General features: G+C 64.1%; 17 protein-coding genes and 2 pseudogenes. 10 read left to right on the top strand and 9 right to left on the bottom strand.

What is annotated here, in order from left to right:
• The first annotated feature begins 192 nt into the window (after positions 1–192).
• Both WDU99_RS12105 and WDU99_RS12100 read left to right on the top strand, forming a co-directional pair.
• Positions 193–621, top strand: coding sequence for a hypothetical protein (locus WDU99_RS12105; protein WP_337332718.1), 429 nt, complete (start codon positions 193–195; stop codon positions 619–621).
• Positions 622–703: 82 nt separating this feature from the next.
• Positions 704–1,276 carry an HNH endonuclease gene (locus WDU99_RS12100; protein ID WP_337332717.1) on the top strand — a complete coding sequence of 191 codons (573 nt, stop codon included), beginning with the start codon at positions 704–706 and terminating at the stop codon, positions 1,274–1,276.
• Positions 1,277–1,560: 284 nt separating this feature from the next.
• Here WDU99_RS12100 and WDU99_RS12095 read toward each other — a convergent pair whose 3' ends face one another.
• From WDU99_RS12095 to WDU99_RS12080, 4 genes are all read right to left on the bottom strand, one after another.
• Complete coding sequence (locus WDU99_RS12095) at positions 1,561–2,328, bottom strand: hypothetical protein (protein WP_337332716.1); 768 nt, start codon at positions 2,326–2,328, stop codon at positions 1,561–1,563.
• 198 nt (positions 2,329–2,526) lie between these two features.
• A complete protein-coding gene (locus WDU99_RS12090; protein ID WP_337332715.1) occupies positions 2,527–2,748 on the bottom strand; it encodes a hypothetical protein in 222 nt (73 codons plus the stop codon).
• Entirely contained in the window at positions 2,745–3,071 is a 327-nt protein-coding gene (locus WDU99_RS12085; protein WP_337332714.1) for a nucleotide pyrophosphohydrolase, read from the bottom strand. Before WDU99_RS12085 ends, WDU99_RS12090 begins: the two co-directional genes overlap by 4 nt.
• A gap of 23 nt (positions 3,072–3,094) precedes the next feature.
• Positions 3,095–3,541, bottom strand: a complete 447-nt coding sequence (locus WDU99_RS12080; protein WP_337332713.1) for a very short patch repair endonuclease — start codon at positions 3,539–3,541, stop codon at positions 3,095–3,097.
• An 89-nt stretch (positions 3,542–3,630) separates the two neighbouring features.
• Between WDU99_RS12080 and WDU99_RS12075 the strand changes: the two genes are divergently transcribed.
• Both WDU99_RS12075 and WDU99_RS12070 read left to right on the top strand, forming a co-directional pair.
• Positions 3,631–4,890 (top strand): DNA cytosine methyltransferase, encoded by a 1,260-nt coding sequence (locus WDU99_RS12075; RefSeq protein ID WP_337332712.1) that lies wholly within the window; start codon positions 3,631–3,633, stop codon positions 4,888–4,890.
• A 2-nt stretch (positions 4,891–4,892) separates the two neighbouring features.
• Complete coding sequence (locus WDU99_RS12070) at positions 4,893–5,855, top strand: NaeI family type II restriction endonuclease (RefSeq protein ID WP_337332711.1); 963 nt, start codon at positions 4,893–4,895, stop codon at positions 5,853–5,855.
• 11 nt (positions 5,856–5,866) lie between these two features.
• Here WDU99_RS12070 and WDU99_RS12065 read toward each other — a convergent pair.
• The 4 genes and pseudogenes from WDU99_RS12065 to WDU99_RS12050 all read right to left on the bottom strand — a co-directional run.
• Positions 5,867–6,031: pseudogene (locus WDU99_RS12065) on the bottom strand (NUDIX domain-containing protein); the annotation flags it as partial.
• Positions 6,028–9,123, bottom strand: coding sequence for a helicase-related protein (locus tag WDU99_RS12060; protein WP_337332710.1), 3,096 nt, complete (start codon positions 9,121–9,123; stop codon positions 6,028–6,030). The gene WDU99_RS12060 and the pseudogene WDU99_RS12065, both read right to left, overlap by 4 nt.
• Positions 9,120–10,877: a phospholipase D family protein gene (locus WDU99_RS12055; protein ID WP_337332709.1), complete on the bottom strand. Its 1,758-nt coding sequence runs from the start codon at positions 10,875–10,877 to the stop codon at positions 9,120–9,122. Before WDU99_RS12055 ends, WDU99_RS12060 begins: the two co-directional genes overlap by 4 nt.
• Positions 10,878–10,896: 19 nt before the next feature.
• Complete coding sequence (locus tag WDU99_RS12050) at positions 10,897–12,072, bottom strand: DUF6361 family protein (protein ID WP_337332806.1); 1,176 nt, start codon at positions 12,070–12,072, stop codon at positions 10,897–10,899.
• A 152-nt stretch (positions 12,073–12,224) separates the two neighbouring features.
• On the opposite strand from WDU99_RS12050, the gene WDU99_RS12045 reads away from it, so the two are divergent.
• The 6 genes and pseudogenes from WDU99_RS12045 to WDU99_RS12020 form a co-directional block, all read left to right on the top strand.
• Complete coding sequence (locus tag WDU99_RS12045; RefSeq protein WP_337332708.1) at positions 12,225–13,112, top strand: restriction endonuclease; 888 nt, start codon at positions 12,225–12,227, stop codon at positions 13,110–13,112.
• Between the two features lie 27 nt (positions 13,113–13,139).
• Complete coding sequence (locus WDU99_RS12040) at positions 13,140–14,030, top strand: nuclease-related domain-containing protein (protein ID WP_337332707.1); 891 nt, start codon at positions 13,140–13,142, stop codon at positions 14,028–14,030.
• On the top strand, positions 13,931–14,254 hold the full coding sequence (locus WDU99_RS12035; RefSeq protein ID WP_337332706.1) for a transposase: 324 nt from the start codon (positions 13,931–13,933) through the stop codon (positions 14,252–14,254). The genes WDU99_RS12040 and WDU99_RS12035 overlap by 100 nt, the downstream gene beginning before the upstream one ends.
• 71 nt (positions 14,255–14,325) lie before the next feature.
• Positions 14,326–14,688, top strand: coding sequence for an IS3 family transposase (locus WDU99_RS12030; protein WP_337332705.1), 363 nt, complete (start codon positions 14,326–14,328; stop codon positions 14,686–14,688).
• A 275-nt stretch (positions 14,689–14,963) separates the two neighbouring features.
• Positions 14,964–16,190: an IS110 family RNA-guided transposase gene (locus WDU99_RS12025; RefSeq protein WP_337332704.1), complete on the top strand. Its 1,227-nt coding sequence runs from the start codon at positions 14,964–14,966 to the stop codon at positions 16,188–16,190.
• A gap of 22 nt (positions 16,191–16,212) precedes the next feature.
• Positions 16,213–16,710 (top strand): annotated as a pseudogene (locus WDU99_RS12020) (transposase); the annotation flags it as partial.
• Positions 16,711–16,815: 105 nt separating this feature from the next.
• Here the strand turns inward: WDU99_RS12020 and WDU99_RS12015 are convergent.
• Positions 16,816–17,346 (bottom strand): AlbA family DNA-binding domain-containing protein, encoded by a 531-nt coding sequence (locus WDU99_RS12015; protein ID WP_337332703.1) that lies wholly within the window; start codon positions 17,344–17,346, stop codon positions 16,816–16,818.
• Positions 17,347–17,563: the final 217 nt, after the last annotated feature.

Here is a 17,563-nt window from a genome sequence, read left to right as displayed (position 1 = left end):
AGGCTCCCACTACAGTCGGGATCATGTTCGGCATCCGCATCCGCACCGTCGCCTGTCGCGGCGTTGACCGGTGTGATCCGACTGTCGCGCATGTGGCATCCACTCGTCGTGAGCCGCGAGAGCTAGAGAAGCCGCAGTCCACTTAGGGCTGCGGCGGCTCTTGTCATCGTTCACTCACGACAGGAGACTGCCATGCCCGAAACCGACTGGACCAACGACGAGCTCCGCACCTTTCTCACTGCGTTGCGCGCCGGCGGCATCTTCAATGTGGGTGAGGAGAACCTCGACCGCGATGGTTTCCGCCGTCAGGCTCTGCGCCGTATCGTTCCCGAGGTTCAGCGCGGCGTGCTCGCCGAGGTAGGTGCCGTCGTCGATCCGCGTGGGGTCGCCGCCGTCGCACTCGAGGTGGTCAAGGACACGGCGTGGGATCCGGAGCACACCTGGCTGATGGTCACCGAGGATCCGTGGGGCTACCTCGCCGATGTCGTCTCAGCCGAGATCCGTCGCGCATACCGGAAGGCCGTACGGTCCGCCGGCGACGGGAAGGCTCTCAAGGGCATCGCAGAGGCGAGCTCGAGGCTCGGCATCGAGGCGGGAGGGGAGGCCGGTGAAGCGGGGTGATCGTGGACCGCGGTCGTGACGGTGGTGTGTGTGGGCGCGGCGAAGGGAGGCGGCTGAAGAGCGCTGCGCCTACTCTGGGCTCATGTCACGGACCGCTTTTCGTTTCGCGATGCCGGATGCCGTTCGCATCACCGGCCGGTCATCGAGCATCACCAACTCGTTCGTGAACGGCATCGTGCCGATCATCAAGCCGACGGCCGAGCAGGTCGACGAGGCGCTGGCGGTGCTCGGGATGGAGGACGGCGTCGTGTGCGCGTACTGCGGAGACACGGCGACGGAGTGGGATCACCTGCGCCCACTGGTTCGCGAGCAGAAGCCCACCGGGTACATCCACGAGATCCACAACCTTGTGCCGGCGTGCGGCAAGTGCAACCAGAGCAAGGGCAACCAGGAGTGGCGCACGTGGATGTTCGGACCGGCACGGCTGTCCCCGGCGACCCGCGGCATCGCCGGGCTCGCGCAGCGTGCCGAAGTCCTTGAGAGATACGCGCAGTGGGGTGAGCCGACTCGCGTCGATTTCGCGGATGCCGCGGGACACGAGCTGTGGGAGAAACACTGGGCGAACCACGCCGCGATCCTTCAGCTCATGCGTGAAGCCGAGAGCACGGCGGCGCTGATCAGGGCGCGAATCGCGGCGGCGGAGCGCGGAGCGTGAGGTGAATTGATCTCGCCAAACTTCTTGCGCTGCACGCCCGACGCTTGATCTGCGCGCTGGTCCAGCCGGTGGGTATCGTCGACGCGGAGCAAGTCAGCATCCGACGCCAAAACTCCGCCGCAGGAGTAGTGGCTGACGCCTGGGAGGCTCACGATATGCACGACGCGTTCCAGCCGCACTGTGCTCCTCGGCGTCCCCTCAGACCTCTCGGCCGCTTCGGCGCGCGCAGTGGTTCCTTTCCTCGACCGCGCGTTTGCGTGATGTCGGGGCGGCCAAGAGGGGCTCTAGAGGTTTTCGAGCGCGTAGTACTCTTTGTGCATCTCCGAGATCATCTGAACCCTCTTCACCGGATTAATGGTGCTCTTGCGGATCTCGCGCTCGAACTGCTTCCTCTTCTCTTTCAGAGCCGACCGATACTCCTTGCGATGCTTCTTGTTCAGAGACTCTCGGTGCTTTCGCTCCTCCGTGCTTTCACCATCTGCCGGCGGCTCGGACAAGCACTCGGGGAATCCCTCAAACCACGCGCGCACCACTGGCTCAGGCGCCGCTGTGGCCGGAGTTGGCGCGGATGCCTGTGTCATCGGCGCCGCGGGCCTCTTCTCTGAACGCAAAGCAGCCACCTCTGCCCGCAACTGCTCGATCTCAGACGTCTCCGAGGTAATGGCCACGTTATTCGAGTTGGGCTGGGATGTCGCCAGGGTCGGTTTGTAGGAGGACTTCAGTGCCCGCTTGTAGTCGCCCGGAGATCCGGCGAAGTGGGCGACATTGCCATCGCGGAAGCGGATAACGAACTGGACGACATCGTCCTTGAACGCCTTTGGCAGCAACCCGCCGACCAGCATCCCCACTGGCCCTGCGACAGCAGCGCCGGCGAGCATACCCGCGCCACCGGCGGCATAGTTGTACTCTTTACCCGCTCCTGCAACTTCAACTGATGAGACCGTCTCTGCGTTCAGTTCCCATTGTCCCGAAGGAACGCGAACCAACAGGCCCGTGGTGAGTGAGTAAACACCCCAGCCTGGGAGTGTTCCTCCAATGTATTTCAGCGTCATGAGCTGAGCCTACTGGGGCGGCCACGCGTGACCGCAAGGTTGCGGTCAAGAGCGCGGGCGAGCTCATAGTGCTCCTCGTCAGCGAGCGTGGCGGGGATGTCGGGGTTTCCCTCATTCGCATCCACGATGCGGACGAGGTGGGCGAACGACTCGTCGAAGGCGCGTCCGTCGTTGCCGTTGAGGATGCTGTACTGCCCGTCACCGCGGATCGACTAGGGCCAGCGTCGCGCTTGGGGCCGGCGAGGCGCTGTCGCGCGCGGGATGCTGCGTTGACCGTTTCGCCGACGTAGAGCTTCTTGCCCGGGTTGTGCTGTCGAGCACATAGACGACGGGCCAGTCGGTGTGGTGCTCGTCGCTGCGTGCCCAGGCATCGACATGCTGCCACTCGAACGGCAGGCGCTCGATGCTGAACTCGGTCATGGTTGCAGATCCGTGTACTTGGTCATACGGCCCCTGGCGAGTTCGGCCGGGTACTTCATGCGGGTCTTCTCGAGCTTGCTCAGGATGATCTCGTCGATGTCCACACCGAGCTTGCTCGCCAGGTGAACGCAGTAGGTGAGCACATCGGCGAGCTCTTCTTCTACGCGTTCCTGGTCAGGTTCCTGGTTCCACTGGTACAGCTCGAGCAGTTCGGCCGCCTCGATCGAGATTGACTTGGCAAGGTTCTCGGGGGAGTGGAACTGGTCCCAGTCGCGCTCATCGACGAAGGTACGGAGGGTGGCGAGTGTCGCGACGTTGGGCATGAGGCCGACGGTAGCAGGGAGGGCTAGCCTCGCGCATCGAGCACGAGACGTACCTGATTCAGTGCATCCGCAACGGGCACGTGCTCCCAGATCCGTATGACCTTCCAGCCGGCGCTTTCGAGGAGGGTATCGTTCCTGCGATCACGTTCGACGTTCTTCAGCAGTTTTGGCGACCAGTAATCTTCGTTGATCTTCGGGCGGCTGCCGTGAATCGGGCAGCAGTGCCAGAAGCATCCATCAACGAAAATCGCCACGCGTCGGCGGGTGAAGACAACATCCGGTCGTACTCGGCCCCCGGCGAGGTCAATCCTCAGATCGCAGCGATACCGGTATCCAGCCTGATGGAGCGCAGACCGGAGCGCCAACTCGGGCCTCGTGTCGCGTCGACGATTCGCCTTCATGTTCCGGCGTCGTCCATCCGAAGCGGCTGTTGGCGGTTGCGACCGATCTCGGGGGTCGGATGGACTCATGCATCGATGGTAGAGCGGTCGCTTGTCGTTTGGTTGAGAGTACGGCGTTCCCCCGGAGCACTGTCCGTAGCTCGACATACGATGGCAGGGTGAGCGATAAGGGTTTTGGCGTCGTTGAGGTATGTGCGGGCGCGGGTGGGCAGTCCCTTGGTTTGCATAAAGCAGGCTACACCCATCAACTAGCGGTCGAGATCGATGAGACCGCGGCCGATACCCTGCGCACCAATCTAGAGGTTCCAGTAGTTATCGGTGACGTTGCGGATCCGGGGTTATGGGATCCCCGCGACTATGCCGACGTCGACCTCTTCGCAGGCGGTGTGCCGTGCCCGCCGTTCTCCGCGGCTGGTAATCAGCTCGGCACGTCCGATGAACGCGACTTGTTCGCGTGGGCGGTCGAGCAGGTCGCAGTCCTCAGGCCTCGAGCGGTCGTGCTCGAAAACGTCCGCGGGCTTTCGGCGCCGCGGTTCGCGGCATACCGCCAGCGCGTACTCGACCGGCTGTTCGAGCTGGGGTATGTAGGTGAGTGGAAGCTGCTCCACGCAGCTGAGTTCGGCGTCCCGCAACTGCGTCCTCGCTTTGTGTTGGTCGCAATGTCTGCGGAGGACATGCGTTATTTCCATTGGCCGGAGCCGAACGTCGGCCCACGCGTAACTGTCGGCCAGGCGTTACACGACCTTATGGCTGCGGATGGCTGGAAGTATGCGGACGCATGGCGTGATGCGGCCAACGACATCGGCCCGACGCTCGTCGGCGGGAGCAAGAAGCACGGCGGTGCCGATCTTGGGCCGACCCGCGCGAAGGCTGGCTGGGCCAGGCTCCACGTCGATGGGCGCGGGATAGCGGACGCAGCACCAAATCGAAAGTCGCTGTCGTTCCGCACAACGCCTCCGCGGCTGACGATCGAGATGGCCGCACGCATCCAAGGATGGTCCGCGGAGGACGGCTACCGATTCTCCGGCCGGAAGACGTCCCAATATCGGCAAATCGGCAATGCGTTTCCACCGCCGGTCGCCGAGGCAGTGGGAAGGAGCATCCGTGCCGCACTGACCCACGAGAGTATGCCGAGGGTGGAGGAGCCGGGAGTTCTGGAAGTTCATGATCCCGTGTACCGAGCGCTCGCGGCCAGCCCGCGTCCGCTGAGCCTCGCCGAGCTCATTGATGCATACAACGAAGGAAGCGAGTCCGCCGTTCAGCGGAGACTAGCCGCAATCGGTCGCGACTTCGAACTCCGCAGGTTCGACGACGACGGTGTTGAGCGCTATCAACTGGGCGAGTTCAGGGGCTTTACTGGCCAGTCGGATCATTGGCGGCATGAGATTGTCGCGCGCTTTCGGAACAGAGTGAGCTGAGCATGTCGTCGGTTCTTGATGACTGGACGATCGACCCCCTTGAAGGCGAGACAGACGAAGAGCTGATCAAGGTCTTCCACGCATTTAGGGTGGCGGATCCGACTGGGTCCCGTCTCGGCAAACTGATGCGGAACACCCTGGACCAGCTCTATGACGGACAGCGCACCGGCCGTTATTCATGGGACCAACTGCACAAGACCGAACGTACACATTACGGCACTCTGTTCGAAATCAACCTGCGTCGCGAGTTCGACGATGTGATTGACGAGCCCGGTGACAAGCAGAAGCTCGATTATCGCGTTGCGGGAATCGACGTGGACTGCAAGTTCTCACAGAGAATGAACGGTTGGATGATCCCGCCGGAGGCGCGGGGACACCTCATGGCGGTCGGTTACGTCAACGATCGCCGCAGTGAGTTCGCATTCGGAGTTGTGCGCGCTCGTCCCGAATACTGCAACGCCGGGAACAATCGCGACTCCAAGGTCACGCTGAACCGAGCCGGACGCGACGCAGTCCGTTGGATCGAGCGTCCTGGTGAATTGCCCCCCAACGTACTGCTTCAGTGTGACGAAGAAACGCTCCAAGCCATCTTCGCTCCTCGATCGGGTCAACAGCGCGTGAATGAACTGCTGCGGCGCGTCACGGGGGCACGCATTGGGCGAAGCGCCATAGCTACGGTCGCGCAGCAGGACGACTTCATGAAGCGTGTGCGGGCAAACGGTGGTGCCCGCACAGCGTTGCGAAACGAAGGTTACGTAATTCTCGGCGGCGACTATGCGAAGCATCGTGACGCGGCTGAGAGGCTCGGTACGGCAGTCCCTAATCCGGGAGAAGTCGTGAGCGTCAGGATCGTGCCTGCAGACGTAGACGAACCATTCGCGGCTGAGTTGGAAGGTTCGCACTGGCGCATTGCAGCGGAAGCGGAAAGTTGTACGCATCCTGCGCCCGACGTGAAGTTCAGGTAGACCAGCTCTTCGCGGACCTCGCGAATTAGCGCGACTTCAGGCGTCTCGCCCGCTTCAACTTTGCCGCCCGGGAACTCCCACAGGCCAGCCTGAGCTTTGCCGTCCGGACGCCGCGCCGCGAGTACACGCGACCCGCGCACGATGACCGCTCCGACGACGTGGATGGGCTCGCTCACACATCCCTCCCGCCCCGACCGGCACTGGGCGGCCTCAGATCGATCGCGCCCTCTGCTACGTCACGCTCCACGCCGTTCTGTCGCATCAGGCGCACCATGTCTTCTTGACGGGGTTGACCGAGCGTAAGCCGGTACAGCGTCAGCGCGTCGAGCAGACGCTCGTACTTATCGTGGTCGCGACTCAGTGTGAAGGCGGCTATCCGGCGGTGAATGCGGGCAGCATCCTCCCCCTCGCCATAAACCCACCACGGCGCGAACTCTCCGAGACGCTGGGTCTCTTCCGACCGCGCAGCGGCCGCGAACGCGGCCTCCCAGGCCGGTCCCGCCGAATGCAGCACATCTGCCCAGTGCGCGGCAGCGACGTTCTTGCGCACCGCGTGCCCCATGTACCGGTGGACCCGTCCCTCGCGCTGCTCAAAATCGACGGGATTCGATGGCAGGTTCCAATGCACCACCGCATGGCTCCACCAATGGAAGTCGATGCCTTCTTGGCCGACGCTCGTCGACGCGAGCACGAAAGGCGCGAAGGGACTGTTGAACGCCGCACGCACATCGCTTTGGCGAGCAGCGACCTTGGCATCGGCATCCGTCCCCGCACCCCCGTAGCGCGCCGCAAAGCGAGTTGGAAAACCGATCTGCTGCCGCTCGGCCGTCGTCTCGTGGCCACGCAAGGTCGCGGTGCGCAGACTCATCGCCGATGCGGTCTGACGCGCGGCCGTCAACAGATCGTCGTCATCGAGCAGGTGGCCGCGTTCGCTGCGCAGCTGGTACAGGTACTCGTCGAGCACAGCCTGAAGGTTCCCGTCGGCGCAGTACGTCAGCACGGTCGTCCAGTAGTGGTCGCGGGTGCCGTACAGCGTGTCCAACAACAGGTATGAATCGGGCCGTGCGAACATCGCCCGCAACGCGAGCGACAGCTTCCACGCCGCCCGCCAGATCCCGCGCTCGGTCGCCGCGTCGGATGCCACTGTGCGCAGTGCCCGATACGCGATCGAACCCGGAGCATGCGCGGCAAGACGGCTGAGAGCGGCGTCGGTCGTTCGCGGACCTGCGACGATCCGGGTTACCTCGTCGAGATACACGGCGAAACGGTCGGTGGCCTCGTCTTCGCCCCGCGTAGTCCGGTCGTCATCGTCGAGCAGTGCAGCCACGTCGTCGGTCCGTATGCCGACCGGTGTCAGCCCCGGATATGTGAAGAAGGCGCTCGTCTGATCACCATCGCCCGCGTCAAGGTGCGAGCCCACGCTCTCGGCGTCTACCAGGTCTTCTGCGTCTCGGGCGGCTGCCAGCGGGTCGGCTGCCAGAGCCAACTCCGGATGCGGCCAGAACAACGCCAGCGTGCTCAGCTGCGTGGGCCGCCCGTCTTCATTCGTCGCCCAGGCGAGTCGTCTGCTCGTCGATTCCAAAGCCCGATCCGAGCCCGCGCGAGCGCGACGTGACGCTTCGTGACTCAGCAGGGCAGACACCGCTGTCGGTACGCCGTTCCAGGCCGAGAACACAACATGCTTGGTCACGTCACCGTCGATCGACGAATAGACCTGACCCGGTCGCAGATAGGGCATCGACGGTGGCATCCATAGCAATTTCCACCAGCCACGGTCGATGGTGTCGGCCGCAAGCCCGCGGAGCAGCCCGTTGCCGAGGTCGACCTTGTGTAGCGCCCGAATGTCGTCACCGACGACGCCACGAGCGGCCGACAGCAGCGGCGCGACCGACTGGCCGCCGTCCTCGTCGAGCAGTTCACGCACACGACTTCCCGACTTGTACGTGTCCATGAACGTCGCGAAGTAGGGAATCGACTTCCACTGTTCGATGTCGATCCGTGCGCCCAGATGCTGATCCAGCCGGTGCAGTGCGGCCCAGTCCGCGACCTCGGATGCTGTCGGCACGCCACCATGGAGAGGACGGTCGATGACCATGTCGCGGTTCCGCGCCAGCGGCGGGCGTTCTGACCGGCTCATGTAGGGCAGCAGCGCGGCCCGCACGTCTACAGCGGTGGCGCCCGCATCACCCCCGGTGGTCAGCGACAGTCGGTGCGCCTCCAACGCGTCCGTCACCGTGCTTACCCGCGAGTCGTCGCGGTCGGCGAGAAACGAGATGGTCTCGATGAAGTCGCGTTGGTGATCGTCGTCAGCATCGGATGCCGTCGTGTACGGCTTATACGGCGTCGCCGACAGCAGCAGCACTTTGGCATTGCCGTACGTGAACAGCGAATCGGCCAGCTCGGCCGCCGGACTGCCGTTGGACGGGTCAAGCAGGTCACGGAACCGCTGGAACTCATCAAGAATGATCAGGTCCGGCTCCAGCGCATCGACTCCCGCCTTGGCAAGTTGACGTCGCAGCTCGGCGATGAGCTGCGCGATCTCATGGCGCAGCCCCGCAGAACGCTTGCGGCGCCCCATTGTCTGCACTTTCTCGCGAACGTGGACAAACCACTGCAGCGTTCCGCCCTCCTCGATCGAACGCAAGAAGGCGTCTTTGATCCGCACGTCTGCGCCGCCGGGCCCGAGTTGTTCTCGCATGCCTCTGATGCGATCGTCGAAGGTCTTCGCCTTCGCGATCGCGCCCTGGAACAATCGGCGACCTGCTCGGAGGCTTGAGAAGTCAGGGGCGAGGTGGTCTTCGAGCAGCACGCATAGCAGCGCCCTCTCATCCGCATTGCCGGTACGCCACCCGCCATCCTTGAACGACGTCCCGGGCGTGAACGAGACCAGATTCACCTTCTTACCCGCATCACTGGAATGAGCGAGCTTGCGGCTCTCTCTGGCAAGCAGTGTCAAACGCGTCGACATCGCAATGTGCTTGTCGCCGGTCACGTTGAGTCGCTGCACATTCTGATTGGCCAGGTCGGCATTGCTGCAGATGTATACGACGTCGATGCGCTTGACGGAGGAATCGGTTTGCAGTTGCTCGATGGTGCGAGCGATGACCCCACGGGCAATGACGCTCTTTCCCAAACCCGTCTCGTCGGCGATGAGAAACCGGCCGCTGCCGTCAGCATCACGGTAGAAGCGGTCAATTACGTGCTCGACGGCGTCACGCTGAAACCCCTTGAGGCCCTGCATCACGGCATCCGCATCGAAGGTCGTCACGTCTGCTCCCCCTTCTGTACTGATGCGATCACAGACTCCCAAACTGAGGCGAAGCCCTCTGGGAGCGCCTGCGCACTCTCCTCCGGGCTGAAGTGACGTAACACGCGTTCGATCTCGGTGAGACCCTGATGGTTCGTGGCCGCGGCCCGGACGAGCAGTTCCATAAGGCCAGACCCGTCTTCGGCGACGCCGGCTCCGAACGCCGAGTGGAACGATGTGAACACCGAGCCGGGTTCTGAGAGCGCCGTTGCGTCTTGCGGGAAGAGCAGCAGGCGAACGAACCGGGCGAAAGCCCCAGGCTCGGTGAGATGCGAAGCGACGATGGCGTCGGCACGACCCGGTACGTCGTCGTAGACCTCGGCGATGACGATGGTTTGTTGGCGGCGCCCGACGGCATCCGATAGCGAGACGACGACAAAAGGGGTGACCTGCTCGAGGCCCATCGAGCCGAGAGTATGCGGCTGATCGGCCGCCGGGATCGTGCTCGTGACGAACTCGCGTTGCGTGAGCAAGCGCCACGACGGGATGAAACCTTTCGGGACCCGCATCTCTTCTTCGGCCCAGACCTCGACGGCATAGGGATCGTCGCGCATCACGCGCATGCTCACTCGAGTTTGCGCGATGCGGCGCAGAGCATCGTCTAGCTCGCGTTCGGCGACCTCATCGGCGGTTTCTGCGACACCGCCGTCGGTGACGAAGTCGTCGAGCAGTGGTGCGAGCGCCTCAGATATCGTGCCTACGCCGAATTGCTTCGTTGGGCCTTGCACCTCGACCATGACCTCAACGTTTGTCGTCCACGCAGGCGTCGTTGCGTTCGCTGAGCCGATCAGCATCGTTGAGCCTCCGCCAGCCCGATCGTGCACAACGATCTTCGCGTGCAGTCCGGTCAAATCGGCGCTGCGAGGTTCGTCGGGTGTGTCCGCGTCTGTGTCCGCATCAGCCAGCGCCTGATCGACGAAGTCGTCTAATACGCGAATGCGCGTCTCATGCAGGATGGCCGGTGCGAGCTTCTCCAGTTGGTCGGGTCGGCTCACTAGTGTGGTCTCGCCGCCGCGACGTGCCCGCACGCGAGCCAACCCGTCGCCGGTGACGAACGGCGAGACGACGAGCGCCCGCGTGCCCTCAAGTTGCGGAAGCGAGTTGGAGCCCACGCCGAGCACGTGCACGTTGAGTCTCCGGACGTGATCCGGATGCTCCCATTCGATCGTGCGCCACGCGTCGGCGAGGCTGCGGATTCGGATGCCGCGGGGATCGGCCAGCCGAGGGGTGCTGCGCCCCTCATCCGCGAGCCACCCGAGCAACTGCACCATGCCGTCATTCACGGGCCGCGGCTGATCACCGGGGGTGCCGTCGAGGCTGACGACGGCATCCCACGTGCGGTCGGTCGTGAGGTTGCGGCTACTGCAGACAAACCGGTACCGACGTTCGTCGCCGTTTGCGAACTCGAGAAACCACGCCTTGGGATGGAAGAGCCCCCGCCGCGTGGTTACGGGGTGGATCATGGGCTCGAGAACGGTGACGAGGTCACTCGACGCGCCTAATGAGATGTAGCCCGACTGCGCGAACACGTCTACCCTGTCGACCGCCTGGCGCACCGCGCTCAGCACGCCCACCGAGTCGTCTGTCGACGACGCGAGACCTCGGCGCGCGAACGACAGTGGCACCGCAAGCGCGGCCTCGAGCGTCAGGGTGAATGTCGTGCCGACCGCGTGCGACAGCGCGAAGCCGGTTGGCGGCGTCAGCAGTTCCGACAACAGCGAACGCGAGTCGGGCTCAAGCACGCTGTAGCCCGTCGTGCAGGTCAGCCATGATGCGGCGCACATTGTTCCAGCGATACGTCAGTGCTTCGCTACCCGCAGCTCCGCTCCATGCCGCGAGCCGCTTGGCGTTGCCGAGCCGCATCTTCGCGCCCTTGATGCGTTCGCGGTGTCGGATGAGCTGCTGCGCTTCGGGCAGGTCGACGAGTGCCCGAGCAGGGTACGACTGCACGAGTGACGACCACGCTCGAACAAACGCCTGTGCTCCGGGAGCGATGACGACCGGGCCGTCGTGCTCGCGCCGCAGAACCGTGTGGAGATCGTCGAAACGCCACGCGCGTGTGCGTTCCGTGACGGTCATCGCCCAGAGCTCGAACTGCTCACGGTACGTGTCGGCCAGGGATTCTTCTCGTGCGCCCAGTCGATCAGCATCCACCGCCAGCAAATAGTTGTAGAGCAGCTGCGCGCCGTGCATGACGGTCGAGAAGTCTTCTGCGTGGCGGAGCACGAGCGCTGCGCGCTTGGGGGCCGTCTGCGCGGCAGCATCCGACCAGGGGGTCGAGCTGTCGGTCTCGGGGCGCGTCAGCGTGAAGTGTGTCAGTAGGGTTCCGGAGGCGTGTTCCAGGATGTGATCGCGCAGCCATCCCGCTTCGGAGGGCGTCAGCGCGAAACCGTCGGGTATCTCGTACGGGAATCCCGCCGGGGGTGGTGGCACCGACCAGATCGAGGTCATGGTCACGGCGCCGTCGTCGTCGATGTGCCTTGTCGGAACCGAATGGTCGAGCGCCTCTGCAGACCCGACAGGGCGGGACAAGATCTCGTACCTTCGCAGCATTGACCAATAGACCGATGAGGGCAGGTTCTTCAGCGCTGCTCCGGCACGGAGTCCAAGGAGACCGTCGGGGTCGGCGGACTCGCGAAGGGGGCGGATGATCGCACGCTCCACCTCGTCGAGGCGCTTGACGCGTCGAGCAGGCTTCGCTCGGGCTGCGTATTGGAAGCACCACGGAACGAACAGCAGATATCGCGCACGGGTGTGCAGGGTAGAGGTGCCGGGGAAGAGAGCGTCGGAGATGCTGTCACGGATCTGGCCGAGTCCGAGCTCGTCGCGGCTCTCACGCTGGGTGAAAAGTGCGGCAAGTTCGCGCATTCGACGCTGCTCGTCGACAGAAGCATCGAGCCAACTGATCATCGACGTCATGACTCACGCATCGTTCTCATACTTCGATCATGTCCACTCGCGTTGCCGCGCGAAGCAGGCGCGGCGCGGAGCGCAGGTCTTCGTGCTCGCAGCCCGCCGTGAATGGATAGATTGAACGCACCGCGAAGCGTAAGGAGTGCACCTTGTCGATCCCGAAATGGCACGAGTTCATGGCACCGATTCTCCGGATCATGAGTGATGGGGCCGTCAGAGACCGGAGCCAGATCACTCTCGAAGCCGCGGACGACGCGGGCGTCAGCGACAGTGATCGTGCGATCACCCTCACCACCGGCCAGCCGATGCATGCGAATCGCGTCGGGTGGGCGATCTCTCACTTGACGAAAGCCGGCGCACTGGATCGTCCTGAGCGTGGGCGGTACCGAATTACGGACATCGGCCGACAGCTTCTTGATGGACACCCGGAAGTGACCCGCGCCGACGTGGAAGCGGTGACGGGCTACCGTCGAGTGAAGGCGCAATCGGAGTCGCCGGTGGAGGTGTCGGAAGACGCTGATTCTCTTGACCCAGCAGAACTGATCGATCGGGGCATCAAGCAGATCCATGCAGAAGTGGCCGCAGAACTGCTTTCGCGCCTTCTGGCGAAGTCGCCCGCGTTCTTCGAGCAGACCGTGGTCGATCTGTTGGTCGCTATGGGATACGGCGGCGCAGAAGGACAAGCGAAGGTGACTTCTCTGACCAATGACGGTGGCATCGATGGAGTGATTGACCAGGACACGCTCGGCCTCAGCCGCGTGTATGTGCAGGCGAAGCGCTACGCCATGGACAATCCTGTGACACGCCCCGACGTGCAGAGTTTCGTCGGTGCGCTCAGCGGCGTGGCAGATGGAGGAGTGTTCATCACCACCGGCCGCTTCAGTCCCGGTGCCCGCAATTACGCCGATTCCGTGCCGACGCGCATCATCCTCATCGACGGCGAACGGCTCACCTCGCTGATGATCCGCTTTGGCGTGGGCGTGCAGGCGCGCGAGACTGTCCACCTCGTCGAGATCGATGAAGACTTCTTCGAGTGATGGGGGTTCCCCGCTAGCATCCGAATCATGACCCGCATGATCCCGCCGCGCCCCCGCCCGGGCGCGAACTTCTCTGAGCGTCGCATCTTCGATGCCCTCGCCGGCGCTCACGACGCGGACGACTGGATCGTCATCCACAGCCTTGAGATCCGGCGGCACGTCACGCACTTCCAGGGCGAGGCAGACTTCATCGTGCTGATCCCCGGGCGCGGGATCGTCGTGATCGAGGCGAAGAGCCCCGAGTACGTCGAGTACAAGGACGGCGAATGGCGGCTCGACCGCGTGCCGAACCCGGGCAAGAGCCCGTTCGAGCAGCTCGACGGCAGCATCCGAAGCCTGCGCGGCTACCTGAAAACGCGAGGCGTCCTCGATGGCAGCGAGCCGATCGCGCGCCTCGTCTGGTTCACGTCCCTCGATCGCTACCAGTTCAAGAACGTCACCCCGGGCGACATGCAGTTCTTCGAGTGGGAACTCGCCTGGAAGGGCGATCTGCAGCATCCGATCAAGGCGATCAGCCACCTGCTCGACGAACACGACGCGTGGTACTCGGCCGTCGACGGCGTCGCGCACGACCCGGTCACGATGACTCCCGAGCACACCGACGCGATCGCGGCGGCGCTGCTCGGCGATTTCGCCGGCGGGCGCACGCTCGCCGACCGCAAGCTCGAGCGCCTCGACGATGAGCATCGCCTGCTCAAGCAGCAGAAGCAGGTGCTCGACATGATCGAGCGCAACGACCACGTCTACTTCGACGGACCCGCCGGGACTGACTCGCCCCGGTGTGTCCGGAGACAGGATTCCTTGGAAGGATCTGTCTCATGGGACGTCCCAGTAAGTATCCGCGCGAGCTTCGTGAGCGCGCTCTCCGTATGGTCGCCGAGGTGCGGTCCGACTATCCGAGCGAGTATGCGGCGATGACCGCGGTCGCGCAGATGCTTGGGATCGGGTCGCCGGAAACGATCCGCACCTGGATCCGTCGGGAGCAGGTCGACGCGGGAGACCGGCCCGGTGTGACGACTGACGCGACAGTGGAGATCAAGCGCCTGAAGCGGGAGAACGCCGAGCTGCGGCGGGCGAACGAGATCTTGAAGGCGGCTTCGGCTTTCTTCGCGGACGAACTCGACCGGCCACACAAGCGATAGTCGCCTTCATCGACGAACACAAGGACCGCACCGAGGGTGGGATCCGATGGGGTGTCGAGTCGATCTGCGCCGTGCTCACCCAGCACGGCGTGAAGGTCGCCCCATCGACCTACTACGACGCCCGCGGGCGCGGACCGTCATCTCAGACCGTGTCGGATGAGCGGTGGAAGCCGATCATCCTGGCCGCGTGGCAGGCGCACCGTAAGCTGCTCGGGGCCCGCAAGCTCTGGTTGCGGCTGCGCCGTGACGGGCACGGCATCGCGCGCTGCACGGTCGAGCGTCTCATGCGTGAGCTCGGGATCGCCGGCGTGCTCCGTGGGAAGCGGAAACGTCCCGTCGACACGGATCCACGCGAGACCCACCCCGCGGACCTCGTCGACCGGCACTTCGCCCGGTTCCGCACAAACCAGCTCTGGGTCGCCGACTTCACATAATGGGAGAGCCGGAGCAGTTTTTCGGCTATCGAGCGGGTCCGGCAGGGGTCCCTGAGATTTCACCGACCCGGGTCGGGCAGGGTGGGCAGTGAGCAGCCGATAGGTGATCACTCCTGTTGATTCAGCCGACCGTCGAGGTCTGAACGTAGACGGTGACCCTGCCGGCCTGTGAGACGGTGAACGGCTTGTGAGATGCCGCGCCCCTTGAGCGCTTCCATTAGGTCGCCGACATGCGTCTCGTTGCTCGTTCATCATCAACCGGGATCGAGGAAGCAATGAACCAGATGACCTGTGGGATCGACTGGGCGGAGAACCATCATGACGTCGCGCTCGTCGACGAGGACGGAACGCTGATCGCGAAGAAGCGGATCACTGCCGATATGGGCGGGTTCCGCGAATTGCTCGAGCTGATCGCAGAGCATGCCGGCGGGCCTGCGTCGACGCCAGTCGCGATCGAAACGGATAAGAACCTGCTCGTCGTCGGGCTCGCCGCGGCCGGGTTCACCGTCTACCCGATCAACCCGCGGGCCCTCGCCCGGTATCGCGAGCGTCACAGCCAGTCCGGCGGCAAGTCCGACCCGGCGGACGCGACGACGCTGGCGCATGTGCTGAGGACCGATCAGCATTTGCATCGCCCGCTCCCGAACAACAGCGATGGAGCGCTGCGCCTGAAAGCGCTGGCCCGTCAGCACCAGGAGGCGATCTGGGCGTTGCATCAGACCGTCAGCCGGCTGCGATCGGTGTTGCTGGAGTTCTATCCGCAAGCAGTCAAGGCATTCCCGAAGCTGCCGCACTACGCAGCGACCGCGGTGCTCTCCGCCGCGCCGACGCCAGCTGCAGGAGCGAGGCTCACGAAGCGCCGCATCGAGAGCATCTTTCACCGCGTCGGCAGACGCAACGACCCCGCGCTCGTCGAGCAGATCCTCGCAGACCTGAAGACACCCGCGCTGCGCCAGAGCGAACCCGTCGAAACAGCGCTCGGGGACGTCGTCACCGGACTTGTCCGCGTCGTGGAATCGATGCGCGACGCCGTCGAAGACCTCGAACAGGCGTTGGCTGCGGAGCTTGCGCGCCACCCGCTCGCACCAGTGCTGCAATCCGCGCCCGGCATCGGCGCCGTCCTCGCCGCGCGCATCCTCGCCGAGATCGGCGACGACCCGAACAGGTTCAGCACGGCTGCGGGTCTGCGAGCTTTCGCGGAAACAGCACCCGTCACCCGCGCGTCGGGCCGCTCTCACTACGTGAAGGCGCGAAAGGTCCGGAACAAGCGGCTCGGCGACGCATGCCATTGGTGGGCGTTCGCCGCGTTGACTCGATCACCAGCTGCCCGCGCGCACTACGACAAGCGCCGCGCCGCCGGCGACCATCACAACGCCGCCCTGAGGAACCTCGCGAACAAGCTCCTCGGCAACCTGTGGTGGTGCATCCGAAACGGTGAACTCTGGGACGAGCAAGCAGCCTGGCCCAATGCTTACGCGCCTCTCGAACCCGCCGCCGCTTGACATCTGACCGACGTGGGATGTCTACGTGTGGACCTGGTCCGGATGGGTCTACGTCGCGTTCGTCTTCGACGCGCACTCCCGCCGCATCATCGGATGGCGCGCCGCGACGAGCATGACCACCCCGCTCGTGCTCGACTGCCTCGACATGGCTCTCTTCACCCGCCGACGTGAAGGCGTCACAGGGTTCGCCGGGCTCACGCATCACACCGACGCGGGCAGCGTCTACACGTCAATCGCCTTCACCGACCGGCTCGTCGACGAAGGCATCGACCCGTCCGTCGGATCCGTCGGCGACGCCTACGACAACTCCCTCGCGGAGTCGCAGATCGGGCTCTACAAGTCCGAACTCATCCACCACGAGGGTCCCTGGCGGGACGTCGATCAGGTCGAGGCAGCGCCCGCGTCCTGGGTGCTCTGGTTCAACACCGAGCGCACCCACGGCTCCATAGACGACCTCACGCCCCTCGAGGTCGAGCAACTCGACTACGCTCGCAACGAACCGGTCACGAGAGCCGGCTGACACCAGCAAAACACTCTCCGGACATGCCGGGGCGAGTCATTCGTCGAAGGTGGCAACCGTCACCCTAGGGTCGCCGGGCTTCGAGACCACCCGTACCGGCCGCGCCTATGAACGTTGCGCCAAGAACTGCTGCACATCCCTACCGCTGACAAGCTCGATCGTTTGATTACCCTGACGGCGATAGAGTGTCTTGTCGTCCACCCAAGCGGGCGTCGCGCCCCGGCTGACAGACACCTTGAGAATGAGCTTCCCTCGGAACCTCACGAACTCTGTTGCCACATGATCCGTGACCAAGTGCTGATCGATTCGCTTCGCGAGCAGGTCCCCACGGATCCAACGCTCAAATCGATCGACACTTTCCTTAAACAAAGCAAGGTCGGGATCGAGGCCCTTCGCGGATCCGTCATCAGCGACGCCGATCAATAGCTCGCCGCCATCGGAATTGAGGAACGCCGCGACAGTCTTAACGACGGCTGACTCGATCGCAGTGTCCTTCACTCCCGACCGTAGGTTGATTCGACTGGTTTCCTTAAACTCGAGGTGATGAGACTCGCCTTGGCGCACGAGCTCGACCACAGTCGAAGCCGCGTCCGCGCCGCCGACTGCATCTGTGGGTTTTGAGGGCTCTTCGGACATTCGGTGGGGGTGAGGCTCGCCGGGTGATGGTCGGCGGGTAGGGGTCGAGGTCCTCGAGGATCAGAAGCGCTAACTCCCTGATCTTGACGAGGACCTCGACGTGCTTCACCCTACTTCGGGGTGCGCTTCCGCGCGCTCTGCCGCTGATCCGTGTTCCCGCTGCGACGTTCTGCTGGGTCTTCCCGATGTCCATGTCGAGCGCGTCGACCGTCGCGAC

The sequence above is a fragment of the Microbacterium bandirmense genome, assembly GCF_037204185.1.
GTDB classification, from domain to species: domain Bacteria; phylum Actinomycetota; class Actinomycetes; order Actinomycetales; family Microbacteriaceae; genus Microbacterium; species Microbacterium bandirmense.
The sequence above is the reverse complement of the archived record's forward strand: the minus strand, read 5'-3'. Positions and strand labels throughout refer to the sequence as shown.